Source organism: Mesobacillus sp. LC4, from assembly GCF_053543455.1.
The window spans coordinates 75996-90964 of sequence record NZ_JBGCUB010000001.1; the positions used below are offsets into that span (position 1 = coordinate 75996).

Genomic DNA, 14969 nt, shown 5'->3' on the forward strand with positions numbered 1-14969 from the left:
TACTAATTAAAGACATCCAAAGAGGCAGGCGTATTTCCTGCCTCTTATTTATATTGTGGTTCAAAGGCAGGCTGCCTGCCTTTTATCATGCGAAGGAGGACACTTATAATGCGATTTGATGGGCGTGAACCATTGCAATTAAGACCAATACATATTGAAACGGATTACTTGAAACATCCAGAAGGTTCGGTACTGATCTCTGTTGGGGATACGAAGGTGATCTGCACTGCCAGCATAGAGGACCGCGTTCCGCCATTCATGAGGGGAGCGGGCAAAGGCTGGATCACGGCAGAATACTCGATGCTCCCGCGTGCTACCGAACAAAGGAATATACGTGAGGCGGCAAAAGGTAAGATTTCCGGAAGAACGATGGAAATCCAGCGTTTGATTGGCAGGGCATTGCGCGCTGTCGTCAATCTCGAGGCTATAGGAGAGCGGACAGTTTGGGTCGATTGTGATGTCATCCAGGCAGATGGCGGAACGCGTACCGCTTCGATCACAGGTGCTTTTGTTGCGATGGCTATGGCTCTTGAGAAGCTGAGCAAGCAAAAGAAGTTGTCTGCTTTTCCAGTGACAGACTTCCTTGCTGCAACGAGTGTAGGCGTTTTAGAGAACGGTGAGGTTGTGGTAGATTTGAATTATGTCGAGGATTCTGCTGCCCATGTCGATATGAATGTTGTCATGACTGGAAATGGGGAATTTGTTGAGCTGCAGGGCACTGGGGAAGAAGCGACTTTTTCATACAGCCAGCTGCAGGATCTTTTAAAGGCTGCACAAGATGGAATTTCAGAACTTTTCGAGAAACAAAAGGAAGCACTCGGAGAAGAATTGACTGCCAAAATTGAGGGCGGAAAACGGAGATAGGAGAGATCTCAAAATGGACTCAGTCATTATCGCGACAAAAAATAGCGGAAAAGCAAAGGAGTTTGAGAACCTTTTTTTACCAAAAGGGTTGGCGGTGAAAACTCTACTCGATTATCCAGAGCTAGAAGATGTGGAAGAAACAGGTTCAACTTTTGAGGAAAACGCCATACTAAAAGCTGAAACGATTGCTAAAAGCCTTGGTGTGAGAGTGATCGCGGATGACTCCGGGCTTGAAATTGATGCATTGGAAGGCCGGCCGGGTGTCTATTCGGCACGATACGCAGGTCTTGAAAAAAATGATGAAAACAATATCGACAAAGTTCTCGATGAACTCCAGGGTGTCCCTGATAGCGAGCGCACTGCAAGATTCTGCTGCGCACTTGCGATGGCAGAGCCTGGCAAGGAGACGGTGACTGTATTCGGGACGTGTGAAGGAAGAATCCTCGGGGAGAGACGCGGTACCAATGGTTTTGGCTATGATCCGATTTTCTTCGTTGAGACGAAAGGGAAATCGATGGCTGAATTGGCATCAGACGAAAAAAACAAGATCAGCCATAGGGCAAATGCGATCAGGAAGCTGGATGAGCTCCTAAAAGAGCGTGAGGAACGCAATGAGTAGGGTGCTGATTGTCAGTGATAGCCACGGGTCGACTGAGGTGCTTGAAGGAATTGAGAATCTGCATGGCAATGATGTGGACTTGATGATTCACTGCGGAGACTCAGAGCTTTCTGAAAGTGATGCTGCGATTGTGAATTTCAGTTCGGTGAAGGGGAATTGCGATTTTTATGGCAATTTCCCTGATGAGGAGATTCATGTGATTAATGGCGTGAGAATTTTCGTGACACATGGGCATCTATACTCAGTGAAATCCACACTGGTAAACTTGTACTATAAGGCAAAAGAACTGCAGGCTGATATCGTCTGCTTTGGGCATTCTCATTTGCTGGGAGCAGAAATGGTGGATGATGTACTGTTCATCAACCCTGGAAGCATCAGGCTTCCACGCGGCAGAACTGAAAAGAGTTATGCCATACTCGAGCTGGAAAGCGGAAAAGCGATATTGCGAATCTATGACTTTGGAAATGGCGAGATTTCTGCGTTGAGACAAGAGTTTTCACTTCACAAAACAAATTAAAACTACTATAATGATTTTCTGAGGGGAGCCAGCAGGTTTCCCTCAGAAAAAAGTTTTTGATTTTTTATTGACATTTAGTTATTTGGCTAATATAATAAATCTTGTCTTTAAAAAACAACCACGTCCCAGTAGCTCAGCCGGATAGAGCATACGCCTTCTAAGCGTACGGTCGGGAGTTCGAATCTCTCCTGGGACGCCATTTAAACTACATACCTTAACTCACCTTTTGGGTGAGTTTTTTTTTATGCCTTGAAGTTTTGTCCATCCTCAGGAACTGAGGTCAAAACACATCCTGAATAAAAAATTTATTTTTTTGTAAATGTGAATATATCAACAATGTAAGCGGATACAAATTAACTAACTAATCTAAATTATCAAATAATTTAGAAAAAGGGTGTTGACGAGGGGGTGAATTGGGCGTAAGATAATCCTCAAATAAAAAAACAAGTTAAATGCATCGAAAGTGAGTCATAGTTTTCTATTCAATTTTTGGATAATGTAAAACTGTATTTTTTTAACCTGTGAATTTAATAATTTAAAGCGTCTATTTGTTAAAGGAGTGTTTATTGTGCCCGATCAGTGGATTTACTTAAACGGGGAATTCGTCACCAAGGAAAATGCTAAAGTTTCAGTATATGATCATGGATTTTTATACGGAGACGGTATTTTTGAAGGGATACGGGTATACAGCGGCAATATTTTCAGGATGGAAGAACATATGGACCGGCTTTACCGGTCAGCCAAGTCCATCATGCTGAACATGCCACACTCCAAGGAGGATTTCACCGGCCTGGTTGTTGAAACGGTGCAACGGAATCAACTGAGAGATGCTTATATCCGAATTGTTGTCTCCAGGGGTGTCGGTGACTTAGGACTTGATCCTTTTAAGTGTCCGAGCGCGAACGTGGTCATCATCGTTGAGCCACTGGCTATTTTCCCGAAAGAGTTGTATGACCGAGGGTTGGAGATCGTGACAGTCGCGACAAGAAGAAATCGTCCAGACGTATTGAGCCCGAAAGTGAAATCGCTGAACTATTTAAATAATGTTCTTGTGAAAATCGAAGCTCATCTGGCAAATGTAAGTGAAGCGCTAATGCTGAACGATCAGGGATATGTTGCAGAAGGTTCCGCGGATAATATTTTTATCGTGAGAGGCAATACATTCCTCACACCGCCAGGTTATGTAGGAGCTTTAGAAGGCATCACCAGGAATGCGGTTATCGATATTGCTAAAGATCTAGGGTACGAGGTAAAGGAGGAACCATTTACCCGCCATGATGTATACACAGCCGACGAAGTTTTCCTTACAGGAACGGCAGCAGAAGTGATCGCGGTCGTCAAAGTGGATGGAAGAGTCATCGGCGATGGAGAACCAGGAGCGCATACACAGAATATCTTGCGTGAGTTCAGGGCGAAAGTAGTGGCAGACGGAATTCAGGTTTATTCGGAAAAAGCGCATCAGGTTAGTTAATAATCTAAAAGCCAAAAGCAATAATTGAATAAGGATAAAGCGAGGACAGGGACAAGTAATTTATTGCGATCAGCATGCACAGAGAGCCGGGGTTGCTGGAAGCCGGTGATGCCGCAATAAATGAACTCACCCTGGAGCGCCAGTTTGAAAGGAATCCTAGTAAAACTGGTCGAGTGCTTGGCACTTGTTATCAAAACCGGCAGCTGAGGCTGTCACGAGCGCACGCTTAAAGCGTGAAGAAGGGTGGTACCGTGGAACAAGGAGATAAAGCCTATTCCATCCCTTTGCCTAGGGCAACCTTAGGCATATGGAGATGGATGGGCTTTTTTATTTTGTAAAAATCAAGTGAGTTAAAAGTGGGAGGTTCGATAAATGGAAGCAGCCTTGCAGGAAACAAAGGCGAAAACAAAAAAGGTAAGCGGTGCAGATTTACTGATTAAGGCCCTGGAAAAGGAAAATGTCGAAGTCATCTTCGGCTACCCAGGAGGAGCTGTCCTTCCGATTTACGACAAACTCTATGATTCTAAAATTCTTCATGTGCTGCCAAGGCATGAACAGGGAGGGATCCATGCAGCTGAAGGATATGCGAGGGTCAGCGGGAAACCTGGCGTGGTGATAGCTACTTCTGGACCGGGAGCGACCAATATCATCACCGGCATTGCCGATGCGATGATGGATTCCTTGCCGCTGGTCGTCTTCACTGGCCAGGTTGCGACAGGGGTGATTGGTACAGACGCCTTCCAGGAAGCAGACATCCTTGGGATCACCACACCAATAACAAAGTACAACTATCAAGTCCGGGATATAAAAGACATTCCGAGGATTATCAAGGAAGCATTTTATATCGCGACAAGCGGAAGACCTGGCCCTGTGGTGATCGATTTTCCGAAAGACCTTGCAGCGGGTGTAGCGGCAGTGCCAGCTGAGGAGGAAATCCAGCTTCCTGGTTACCAGCCGACAACGGAGCCTAATTACCTTCAGGTAAGAAAACTATCGGAAGCAGTAAGCAGGGCAAAACGGCCGGTCATTCTCGCCGGGGCAGGTGTTCTCCATGCAAAGGCTTCAAATCTACTAAAAGAATATGCAGAGCAGCAAGACCTTCATGTTGTCCACACCTTACTGGGGTTGGGAGGCTTCCCGGCTAATCATGGATTATTCCTTGGGATGGCGGGCATGCATGGCTGCTATACAGCCAATATGGCGCTTTATCATTGTGACCTGCTGATCAATATCGGAGCAAGATTCGATGATCGTCTGACTGGAAATCTAAAGCATTTCGCTCCAAAAGCTGCTGTTGCCCATATTGATATCGACCCGGCTGAAATCGGTAAAAATGTGCCAACGCAAATTCCGGTCGTCGGTGATGCCGGAGAGGCGTTAAGACAGTTGCTTGGTCTTGAAGGCAGTCCACCTCAACAGGAAGATTGGGCAGAATCGCTATCAGCCTGGAAGAAGGATTTCCCATATCATTACGAAAACAGCGAAGTACTTAAACCGCAAAAGGTGATGGAACTCCTTTACGAAAAAACGGAGGGCGAAGCGATTGTAGTGACAGATGTCGGCCAGCATCAGATGTGGGCGGCCCAATATTATCAACTCCAGCATTCAGATCGATGGGTGACATCAGGAGGGCTCGGGACAATGGGATTCGGCCTCCCTGCCAGCATCGGCGCACAGCTGGCAGACCCGGAAGCCTGTGTTGTGGCCGTGCTAGGAGATGGCGGCTTCCAGATGTCAACACAGGAGCTCGCGGTCATTGCTGAATTTCAGCTTCCTATCAAAATAGCGATATTCAATAACAAGGCGCTTGGGATGGTTAGGCAGTGGCAGGAAATTTTTTATAAAGAAAGATATTCACACAGTAAAAATCCGGTACAGCCATCTTTTGTAAAACTGGCCGAGGCCTATGGAATCAAAGGGTTTGAAATCCACTCCGAAGCAGAAGCGCACATGATCCTGGATAAGGTGATGCACGACAAAGAACCGGTGCTGCTCGATTTCAGGGTCGATGGAGCTGAAAATGTCTACCCGATGATTGCACCCGGGAAAGGAATCCACGAAATGGTGGGAGTGAAGAAATGAAAAGAATCATAACAATGACCGTGTTGAACCGGCCAGGAGTACTTAACAGGATTACAAATCTATTTTCTAAGAGGAACTACAATATTGAGAGCATTTCGGTAGGCCTTACAGAACAAAAGGGAGTCTCGCGCATTACCTGTGTTGTCCATGTGGAGAATGATGGAATGGTCGAACAGATCACCAAACAGCTCAATAAGCAGATTGATGTCCTGAAGGTTGCGGACATCAGCGACCAGGCGATTGTCGCCCGGGAGCTCGTCCTCTTGAAGGTGCCCGTCCTGCCGCACAATCGAGCAGAGATCTATTCGATCATAGAACCATTCCGGGCCTCGGTCATCGATGTCAGCAAGGATAGCATCATCATCCAATTGACAGGCGAAACGGAAAAAATCGAGGCGTTTATCGATTTGATTAAACCATATGGAATCAGAGAGTTGGCTCGTACAGGAACGACAGCATTCCCAAGAGGGAACCAGCGGACCGGACAGCAAAAATCGTTTTCTTTTGTTTGATGAAATTCATTAGCTTTTCACAAACAACTACGATGATGCTAATTCGAAAGAAATCAGCATTAATAGAAGTGCAATAACCGAGTAGAAATCAGCAATCAATCAGAAACTAAATTTTTTTTCGGAAAGGGAGAGGTAAAATGGAGAAAATGTACTATAACGGTGATGCAAATGAGGCTTATTTTAACGGAAAAACAGTGGCAGTAGTTGGTTATGGATCACAGGGTCATGCACATGCCCAGAATCTTCGCGACAGCGGGGTTGAGGTTGTCATCGGTTTGAGAAAAGGGAAGTCATGGGAGAAAGCGGAACAGGATGGCTTCGATGTTAAAACAGTTGCCGAAGCTGTGGCAGCAGCAGATGTAGTCATGATTCTGCTGCCGGATGAGAGGCAGACTGCTGTTTATAAAAATGAAATCGAGCCTCAGCTGTCAGGCCAGGCACTTATGTTTGCCCACGGTTTTAACGTGCATTTTAACCAAATTGTCCCTCCTGAAAGCTGTGATGTACTGCTTGTCGCACCAAAAGGACCTGGGCATTTGGTAAGGAGGACGTATCAAGAAGGAGCAGGCGTGCCGGCATTGTTCGCGATCCATCAGGATGTGTCAGGCAGTGCAAGGGAACTTGCACTTGCGTATGCGAAAGCGATTGGTGCGCTGAGGGCAGGGGCACTGGAGACAACCTTCAAGGAAGAAACCGAAACAGATCTTTTCGGTGAGCAGGCTGTATTATGCGGCGGTTTGACATCGCTCGTGAAAGCAGGCTTCGAAACACTTGTCGAGGCAGGTTATCAGCCAGAACTGGCCTATTTTGAAACGATGCATGAATTGAAGCTGATCGTCGACTTGATGTATGAAGGCGGACTCGAAGGAATGCGCTATTCAATTTCTGACACTGCTCAATGGGGAGATTTTGTCAGCGGGCCGAGAGTGGTAAATGACCAGGTGAAAGAGGAAATGAAAAGAGTTTTGAGTGATATCCAGGAAGGAACTTTCGCCAAGGGCTGGATTGAGGAAAATGAAAACAACAGACCGGTCTTCAATAGCATCAATGAAAAAGAAAATCGCCACCAGATTGAAGAGGTGGGAAGAGAACTGAGAAAGATGATGCCGTTTGTCAACAAACAAAAGCAGAGAGAAGTGGCTGCCAGTGCGAAAAATTAAAATATTTGATACGACATTGAGGGACGGTGAGCAGTCAGCCGGGGTCAATCTGAATTTTTCCGAAAAGCTTGAGATTGCCAGGCAGTTGGAGAGATTGAATGTTGACATTATTGAAGCGGGGTTTCCGGCTGCATCCAAAGGGGACTTTGCTTCTGTGGCTGAAATTGCACGCCAAATCAAAGGATGTTCGGTTACAGGGCTGGCAAGATCGGTTACAACGGATATCGACGCTGCTTGGGAAGCATTGAAGCATGGAGCAGAGCCAAGGCTTCATCTATTCATCGCTACTTCACCCATCCACAGGGTACACAAGCTAAAGCAGACAAAAGCTGAGGTGGTAGAAACAGCGGTAAGAACCGTGAAATATGCGGCAGCCAAGTTTCCGGTCATTCAATGGTCTGCTGAGGATGCCTGCCGCACAGAGCTTGATTTCCTTGCTGAAATCGTGGAAGAGGTCATCAAGGCTGGTGCAAAGGTCATCAATATTCCTGACACTGTCGGTTATATATCTCCGCAGGAATACGGCCAAATATTCACTTACTTGCGAGAGAATGTTCCTTCTATTAGTAAAGTGGAACTTTCGGCACATTGTCATGATGACCTAGGCATGTCGATTGCCAACTCGCTTGCAGCAGTGTCAGCAGGGGCTTCGCAGGTTGAAGGAACGATCAACGGTATCGGTGAGAGGGCAGGAAACGCGGCACTCGAGGAATTTGCTGTTGCGCTCCATATCCGCAAAGATTTCTACCAGGCGAAAACGGGACTGAACCTTAAAGAAATCAGCAGAACAAGCAGCCTTGTCAGCAAATTGACGGGTATGACGGTACCAGCGAATAAAGCCGTGGTTGGCAGAAACGCCTTTGCCCATGAGTCGGGAATCCACCAAGATGGGGTTCTGAAGGAGAAAACAACCTATGAAATCATCTCACCGGAACTTGTTGGCTTGCAAAATAACTCGATGGTTCTCGGAAAGCATTCTGGACGCCACGCTTTTCGGAACAGGCTGAACGAAATAGGACTGTCAGTTCCAGATGATGATATCAATCAATTATTCTCCGTATTCAAGGAACTTGCAGACAGGAAGAAAGAAATGACGGATGACGACCTCGTGGCCATCATCCTCGAAGAGAAGCTGTCAAAAGAACAGCAATATTATCGTCTTGATTCCATCCAGGTCCAGTATGGAACGAACCAGGTACCCACGGCGACCGTTACATTGTTTGGCTGCCAAAATGAAAAAATCCAAGAAGCCTCCACAGGGTCAGGCAGTATTGAAGCTTTATACAATACGCTTGAAAATTGCATGAACGAAAAAGCAAGATTGCTTGATTACCGGATTCAGTCTGTTGGAGCCGGCAGGGATGCCCTCGCCCAGGTGTATGTAAAGCTGGATTTCGGCGGTATCGAGACGAGTGGCAGAGGCCTTGCACAGGATGTACTCGAAGCTTCAGCAAAAGCTTACTTAAATGCAGTCAATAGAGTTCTATATATGGAAGAAACAAAGAAAGTCGCAGTCAACGGTTAAAAAATACATTTAAGAATTCGGAGGCGAATGGAATGGAAAAAAGGATCGCAATCCTGCCAGGAGATGGCGTAGGCAAAGAAGTAAGCAGGGGGGCGGTTACCATCCTCCAGGCAGTTGCTGAGCTTTTCAACCATAAGTTCCAGTTTACTTATGGAGATATCGGCGGAGCATCAATCGATGAATTTGGAACCCCGCTCCCGGAGCATACCCTTGATCTCTGCAAGGGAAGTGACGCCGTCCTGTTAGGCGCTGTCGGCGGCCCTAAGTGGGACCGGATGCCTGGTCATATTCGCCCTGAAAAAGGACTGTTGAAAATCCGGAAAGAGCTCGGGCTTTATGCGAATGTCCGCCCGGTTCAATACTACTCTAGCATTTCCGAAATCTCGCCGCTGCGCAAGGAAGTCGTTGAAGGAGCTGACATGATAGTGGTCAGGGAATTGACCGGCGGACTTTATTTTGGAAAACCGAGTGAAAGATCGATCCAAAAAGGCGAGGCATCTGTGGTAGATACATTGTATTATCAGAAAAACGAGATGGAGAGAGTCATCCGCTATGCATTTGAGCTAGCTGCCATGAGAAAAAGTAAGGTCACTTCTGTAGATAAGGCGAATGTTTTAGAATCGAGCCGAATGTGGCGCGAGACAGCAGAAGAGGTGGCTAAGGATTTTCCAGATGTCCAGCTTGAGCATATGCTGGTCGATAATGCCGCGATGCAGCTCATCAAGAACCCGCGCCAGTTCGATGTGCTGGTTACTGAAAATATGTTTGGTGATATTTTAAGCGACGAAGCATCCGTGCTGACCGGCTCGCTAGGCATGCTGCCATCTGCCAGCGTTTCGGCTGCTGGGCCCTATCTGTATGAGCCAATCCATGGTTCCGCACCAGATATCGCTGGTATGAATGCCGCTAATCCAATCGCGATGATCCTGTCAGCCGCAATGATGCTTCGTCTGTCCTTCGGTCTTGAAGAAGAAGCTGAAGCGATTGAGAATGCCGTACAGCAGGTACTGGACGCTGGCAGCAGAACCCGCGACATTGCCGTATTTGGCACACCATTTTTAACAACTGAAGGAATGGTCGAGGAAATCAAAGCCGCACTGCTGGACAATGAAGCGATCCTGAATATCATGAGTGCTTACGCATGATGAAAGAGTCCAACTCGAAAATTTAAACTTGTCAATTTTGCGATTTTTACAGCGATGGCTTTTCGTACAAATACAAATGCATCTAAAAAGGGGAGGGTATTATTGGGGAAAACAATCATCGAAAAAATTTGGGAGAAGCATGTAGTGCGCCGGGAAGAAGGCAAACCGGACCTGATGTATATCGACCTGCATCTTGTTCATGAGGTAACCTCCCCGCAGGCTTTTTCGGGACTGAGGCTGAAAAATAGGTCAGTTAGGCGGCCGGATTTGACGTTTGCGACCATGGACCACAATGTACCGACCGTCAACCGGTTTGAAATCAATGACCCTGTTGCCAAAACCCAGATGGATACGTTAAGGAATAATTGTCTTGAATTCGGCATTACCCTGGCCGACCTTGACAGTCCTGAACAAGGCATCGTCCATGTCATCGGGCCAGAACTGGGGCTGACTCAGCCTGGAAAGACGATTGTATGCGGGGACAGCCACACTTCGACGCATGGAGCGTTCGGAGCACTGGCATTCGGAATTGGTACGAGTGAGGTTGAGCATGTGCTGGCCACTCAAACGCTCTGGCAAATGAAGCCGAAGACACTGAAGGTCGAGGTGACAGGCTCGCTTGCACCGGGAGTGAGCGCAAAGGATCTCATTCTATCCATTATCAGTAAGTATGGAGTCAATTTCGGTACTGGTTATGTCATTGAATTTTGCGGCGTGGCCATCAGGAAGATGTCGATGGAGGAAAGGATGACCATCTGCAATATGTCGATTGAAGGAGGGGCTAAGGCTTCTCTTGTCGCCCCTGATGATAAAACCTTTGCTTATTTAAATGGAAGGAAATATGTTGAGCAAGGAGATGCCTTTCTCGATCAAATTCTTGAATGGCAGCAGCTCAGCTCTGATGATGACGCTGAGTATGACTACACCATCACGGTAGATGGCAATTCCATCGCGCCGATGGTCAGCTGGGGTACTAATCCATCAATGACTGCGCCGGTTACGGACAGAGTGCCATATCTGGCTGAATGCGTTAGTGAGGCAGAAAGAAAGTCCGTTCAAAGAGCGTTCGAATATATGGGGCTGACGGAGGGGCAGTTGATTACAGATATTAATGTAACGAAAGTTTTTATCGGTTCCTGCACCAATTCAAGAATAGAGGATCTCAGGGCAGCCGCCGAGGTGGTTAAAGGGAAAAAAGTTGCCTCTGGAGTCAATGCGATTGTCGTACCTGGTTCTCAGCAAGTAAAGAAGGCAGCAGAAGCAGAAGGAATTGCCAAGGTTTTTATTGAAGCGGGATTTGAATGGCGTGAATCCGGCTGCAGCATGTGCCTGAGCATGAACGCAGACACTGTGCCAGCTGGCGAGCATTGTGCTTCCACTTCTAACCGCAATTTCGAAGGCAGGCAGGGTGCAGGCGCACGTACCCATTTAGTCAGCCCGGCAATGGCAGCGGCTGCCGCACTTCATGGACATTTTGTCGATGTCAGGTCAATGGCCGGAATAACGGTTTAAATTTTTTCCAAATTAAGGTCGATAGTGCAATTAATAAGATCAATGGTGCAATTAATGGAGTAATTCGTTCAATTAATAGCCTTGAGCGTGCAATTAACGGATTTATTCGTGCAATTACCGTGATTGAGTAAGAGAATAATTTTTCCAGCAAAGAATTCACCTGTAAAAAATGACCCGAAACGGTATCTTTCGGGTCATTTTAGTACTAATTTGCTGAATGTAGTTTTACAAAAATATATTTTGCAATGAAAGGAGCCTGCAATGTCTGGATTTACAGAACTAAAGGGAAAAGTCGCTGCAATGGACAGGACTAATGTGGACACGGATCAAATCATTCCAAAGCAATTCCTAAAGAAAGTTGAAAAAACGGGTTTTGGACAGTACCTGTTCTATGACTGGCGCTATCATTCAAACGGAGAGCTTAATGACCAATTCGAACTCAATCATCCAGATAACGAAGGTGCATCCATTTTAGCAGCGAATGAGAATTTTGGCTGCGGTTCTTCCAGGGAGCACGCGCCATGGGCGTTATTGGATTACGGTTTCAAGGTGGTGATCGCCCCGTCATTTGCTGATATTTTCAAACAAAATTGCCTGAAAAACGGAATCCTGCCGATTGAACTGCCATTAGAAGATGTATCCTTTTTGCTGGAGAAAGCAAGCGGTCGTGAGTATGAAATGACTGTATCGCTTGAACAAAAGCGAGTTTATGACAATCAGGGATTTGAGGCGAATTTTGATATCAGTCCATACTGGTATAATATGCTGCTGAATGGCTGGGATGAGATTGAACTCACCCTCCAGCTTGAAGAAAGCATTAGAGACTATGAGCAGAAGTATATAGAAAAAGTAATCTAATAAGATGGATTCACAGGCGATGCTTGTGAATCTTTTTGTTTTTTCAGGAATTCGTGCTAAACTTTCTAAAAAAGCGGAACAAATGAAGAATAGAGTATTGAAATTTCTAGAGTGAACTAATATATGTAAGGCGGTATGTGTATGAAAAAACAGGAATCAAATAAGGATAATGTGATCCTGTTTCCCGGCCTGGAAAAACGTCTGTTGGAAAAGGGCCTGGATTATTTAAAAGAGCATAGGTACAGGGATGCAATTCAGTATCTGGAACAAGCCTTGGAGCATGATCCTGAGAATAGTGACGTATTCATTGGCCTTGCTCTTGCAAATTATGAAGCAGGCAATGCCCAACAGGCGAAGGAAATCGTTGCGAAGATGCTCCGAGGAGGGCTGGGTGACTACATACAAGTGATTGACATGTATCTCATGATCCTGGTCCAGTTGAATGAGTACAACGAAATTGTTACGACCATAGAAGCTCTTCTGGAAGAACGAGAGATCCCGGCTGAAAAGCATGAGCACTTCATCACCATGCTTGAATTTGCCAAGCGGATGCTGAATGGCGAAACGGAAATCGAGTCCTTTGATAGTTTTGAAGAGGAACCTGAAGAGGAAGAACTTAATCTATTTAATTACAAGAATCCGAACGACCAGGTAATGGCGGCTGCGGGTCTCGCAAAAGTGAATATCCGTCCCTACATTAAAAAGGTAAGGGAGTATATCGCATCCGAGGAAGGCCATCCCTTCTTGAAAACCATGCTGCTTAATATATTGAAAGAACAAGAATATGCTGAAGAAATTCCGGTCCATAAATTCAGTTGGACAGCATCCTTCAGACCAGATCAATTACCTGAACTAAAGGAGTATATCGAGACCAGTGGAGTCATCCAGCTATTAAGCGATGAAATCGAAAGTGATGATCCTGTCCTATTTGAAAATGTACAAAGATTGATCGAGCGATATTTCTTTTTGGTTTATCCTTTTGACCTGCCGCTCGGCAAGGCTTCGGCATGGGCCGCTACCTGCCATTATATCGCCAATGAGTATTACGGATTTGAAGATCCGCTAGAGTCATTTGCTGAAATATACGAAAGCGAAGTTGAGGAGACTGAACAGGTTCTGGACTTTATCCGGAAGCTAGAAGAAATTTCTTACCCGATAATATAGTCCAAGCTGTTGAAACGAAATAATCCTGTGTTATAATGTAGTGGTTGTATTATGTAAAAATCATTCTATTTTACATTTAATCTGGAATATTGCTTGGTAAACAAGAGTATTCATCGTCGAATTAAAATGACAATAGATTATTGTTGGAGGGAACTATATGTCTGCAAAGGTAGAAAAAAGAGAAGGGAACCAAACGGTTCTAACAATTGAAGTAGATGCAGAAAAGGTCAATAAAGGTCTTGACGCTGCATTCCAGAAAGTCGTTAAGCAAATTAACGTACCAGGATTCCGTAAAGGGAAAATGCCTCGCCAAATGTTCGAGAAGCGTTTCGGCGTAGAGTCTTTATATCAGGATGCAATTGATATCCTTCTTCCAGAAGCATATGCAAATGCAATCGACGAAACTGGAATCGAGCCAGTTGACCGCCCTGAAATCGATGTAGAACAAATCGAAAAGGGCAAGAGCTTGATCATCAAGGCAACTGTTACAGTTAAGCCTGAAGTAAAGCTTGGCGAGTACAAAGGACTTGAAGTAGAAGCATTCGACACAAACGTAACAGATGAAGAAGTAGAGAACGAATTGAAAGCAATGCAAGAAAAGCAAGCTGAGCTTGTTGTTAAAGAAGAAGGCACAGCTGAAAATGGCGACAGTGTGGTCATCGATTTCGAAGGATTCGTTGATGGCGAAGCTTTCGAAGGCGGCAAAGCTGAAAACTATGCACTTGAACTTGGTTCAGGTTCATTCATCCCTGGCTTCGAAGAACAGCTAGTTGGAACAGCTACTGGCGAAGAAAAAGATGTAGAGGTTTCTTTCCCAGAAGAATACCATGCAGCTGAACTTGCTGGTAAGCCTGCAACTTTCAAAGTGAAAATTCACGAAATCAAAGGAAAAGAACTTCCAGCTCTAGATGACGAGTTCGCTAAAGATGCTGACGAAGAAGTTGAAACTTTAGATGAGCTTAAGACGAAGATCAAAGATCGTCTTGCACACGATAAAGCACACCAAAAAGAACACTTCGAACGTGACACTGTTGTAGAAAAAGCAGCAGCTAACGCTGAAATCGAAGTTCCTGAATCAATGATCAACACTGAAATCGACCGTATGGTTAACGAATTCGAACAGCGCCTTCAAATGCAAGGCATGAACCTTGACCTGTACTACCAGTTCTCTGGTCAAGATGAAACTGCTCTTCGCGAACAAATGAAAGAAGAAGCTGCTACACGCGTTCGTGTAAATCTGACTCTTGAAGCTATCGCAAAAGCTGAAAACATCGAAGTTACTGATGAAGAAGTAAGTGCAGAGCTTCAAAAAATGTCTGAAATGTACAATATGACTGCTGATCAAATCCAAGCAGCACTAGGCGGAAGCCTGGATGGAATCAAAGGCGACCTTCAATTGAAAAAAGCAGTTGATTTCCTTGTAGAAAACAGTAAAACTGTTGCATAATAATAGAAAAGCGTAAGCGCCTTGGTCAGCCCCGGCAAGCACTGGAGGGCCGACCGGTGAAGTCGTTCTTTGACTTCATTGGGCGGACCGAAG

General features: G+C 45.6%; 13 protein-coding genes, 1 tRNA gene and 1 other annotated feature. All 14 genes read left to right on the forward strand.

The annotated features are described in order from the left end of the window. Positions 1-108 precede the first annotated feature (108 nt). The 14 genes from rph (at position 109) to tig (ending at position 14876) form a co-directional block, all read left to right on the forward strand. Complete coding sequence (rph, locus tag AB5I83_RS00365) at positions 109-864, forward strand: ribonuclease PH (protein ID WP_448972092.1); 756 nt, start codon at positions 109-111, stop codon at positions 862-864. 13 nt (positions 865-877) lie between these two features. Next, positions 878-1483: an XTP/dITP diphosphatase gene (locus AB5I83_RS00370; protein WP_448972093.1), complete on the forward strand. Its 606-nt coding sequence runs from the start codon at positions 878-880 to the stop codon at positions 1481-1483. Continuing rightward, positions 1476-2000 carry a metallophosphoesterase gene (locus AB5I83_RS00375; protein WP_448972094.1) on the forward strand — a complete coding sequence of 175 codons (525 nt, stop codon included), beginning with the start codon at positions 1476-1478 and terminating at the stop codon, positions 1998-2000. The genes AB5I83_RS00370 and AB5I83_RS00375 overlap by 8 nt, the downstream gene beginning before the upstream one ends. A 122-nt stretch (positions 2001-2122) precedes the next feature. After that, positions 2123-2199, forward strand: a tRNA-Arg gene (locus tag AB5I83_RS00380). 369 nt (positions 2200-2568) lie between these two features. Beyond that, positions 2569-3471, forward strand: a complete 903-nt coding sequence (gene ilvE, locus AB5I83_RS00385) for a branched-chain-amino-acid transaminase (RefSeq protein ID WP_448972095.1) — start codon at positions 2569-2571, stop codon at positions 3469-3471. 33 nt (positions 3472-3504) lie between these two features. Further along, positions 3505-3758 (forward strand) — a binding site (T-box leader). Between the two features lie 85 nt (positions 3759-3843). Continuing rightward, the gene (gene ilvB, locus AB5I83_RS00390) at positions 3844-5553 is read left to right on the forward strand and encodes an acetolactate synthase large subunit (RefSeq protein ID WP_448972096.1); all 1710 of its coding nucleotides are present in this window, start codon (positions 3844-3846) and stop codon (positions 5551-5553) included. Further along, positions 5550-6065 carry an acetolactate synthase small subunit gene (ilvN, locus tag AB5I83_RS00395; RefSeq protein WP_448972097.1) on the forward strand — a complete coding sequence of 172 codons (516 nt, stop codon included), beginning with the start codon at positions 5550-5552 and terminating at the stop codon, positions 6063-6065. Before ilvB ends, ilvN begins: the two co-directional genes overlap by 4 nt. Positions 6066-6202: 137 nt before the next feature. Further along, positions 6203-7225 carry a ketol-acid reductoisomerase gene (ilvC, locus tag AB5I83_RS00400; protein WP_448972098.1) on the forward strand — a complete coding sequence of 341 codons (1023 nt, stop codon included), beginning with the start codon at positions 6203-6205 and terminating at the stop codon, positions 7223-7225. Then, a complete protein-coding gene (locus tag AB5I83_RS00405; protein ID WP_448972099.1) occupies positions 7212-8750 on the forward strand; it encodes a 2-isopropylmalate synthase in 1539 nt (512 codons plus the stop codon). The genes ilvC and AB5I83_RS00405 overlap by 14 nt, the downstream gene beginning before the upstream one ends. A 32-nt stretch (positions 8751-8782) precedes the next feature. Further along, positions 8783-9895, forward strand: coding sequence for a 3-isopropylmalate dehydrogenase (leuB, locus tag AB5I83_RS00410; protein WP_448972100.1), 1113 nt, complete (start codon positions 8783-8785; stop codon positions 9893-9895). 102 nt (positions 9896-9997) lie between these two features. Beyond that, complete coding sequence (gene leuC / locus AB5I83_RS00415) at positions 9998-11407, forward strand: 3-isopropylmalate dehydratase large subunit (RefSeq protein WP_448972101.1); 1410 nt, start codon at positions 9998-10000, stop codon at positions 11405-11407. A 261-nt stretch (positions 11408-11668) separates the two neighbouring features. Further along, positions 11669-12265: a 3-isopropylmalate dehydratase small subunit gene (gene leuD / locus AB5I83_RS00420; protein WP_448972102.1), complete on the forward strand. Its 597-nt coding sequence runs from the start codon at positions 11669-11671 to the stop codon at positions 12263-12265. 141 nt (positions 12266-12406) lie between these two features. Beyond that, on the forward strand, positions 12407-13429 hold the full coding sequence (locus AB5I83_RS00425; protein ID WP_448972103.1) for a tetratricopeptide repeat protein: 1023 nt from the start codon (positions 12407-12409) through the stop codon (positions 13427-13429). Positions 13430-13586: 157 nt separating this feature from the next. Then, positions 13587-14876 carry a trigger factor gene (tig, locus tag AB5I83_RS00430; protein ID WP_448972104.1) on the forward strand — a complete coding sequence of 430 codons (1290 nt, stop codon included), beginning with the start codon at positions 13587-13589 and terminating at the stop codon, positions 14874-14876. Positions 14877-14969 lie beyond the last annotated feature (93 nt).

What these genes read in the sequence shown, in the direction of transcription:
- leuD (WP_448972102.1), top strand. Translation starts at nt 11,669, where the DNA reads ATGTCTGGATTTACAGAACTAAAGGGAAAAGTCGCTGCAATGGACAGG.
- tig (WP_448972104.1), top strand. Translation starts at nt 13,587, where the DNA reads ATGTCTGCAAAGGTAGAAAAAAGAGAAGGGAACCAAACGGTTCTAACA.
- AB5I83_RS00375 (WP_448972094.1), top strand. Translation starts at nt 1,476, where the DNA reads ATGAGTAGGGTGCTGATTGTCAGTGATAGCCACGGGTCGACTGAGGTG.
- AB5I83_RS00370 (WP_448972093.1), top strand. Translation starts at nt 878, where the DNA reads ATGGACTCAGTCATTATCGCGACAAAAAATAGCGGAAAAGCAAAGGAG.
- rph (WP_448972092.1), top strand. Translation starts at nt 109, where the DNA reads ATGCGATTTGATGGGCGTGAACCATTGCAATTAAGACCAATACATATT.
- ilvN (WP_448972097.1), top strand. Translation starts at nt 5,550, where the DNA reads ATGAAAAGAATCATAACAATGACCGTGTTGAACCGGCCAGGAGTACTT.
- AB5I83_RS00425 (WP_448972103.1), top strand. Translation starts at nt 12,407, where the DNA reads ATGAAAAAACAGGAATCAAATAAGGATAATGTGATCCTGTTTCCCGGC.
- ilvC (WP_448972098.1), top strand. Translation starts at nt 6,203, where the DNA reads ATGGAGAAAATGTACTATAACGGTGATGCAAATGAGGCTTATTTTAAC.
- ilvB (WP_448972096.1), top strand. Translation starts at nt 3,844, where the DNA reads ATGGAAGCAGCCTTGCAGGAAACAAAGGCGAAAACAAAAAAGGTAAGC.
- leuB (WP_448972100.1), top strand. Translation starts at nt 8,783, where the DNA reads ATGGAAAAAAGGATCGCAATCCTGCCAGGAGATGGCGTAGGCAAAGAA.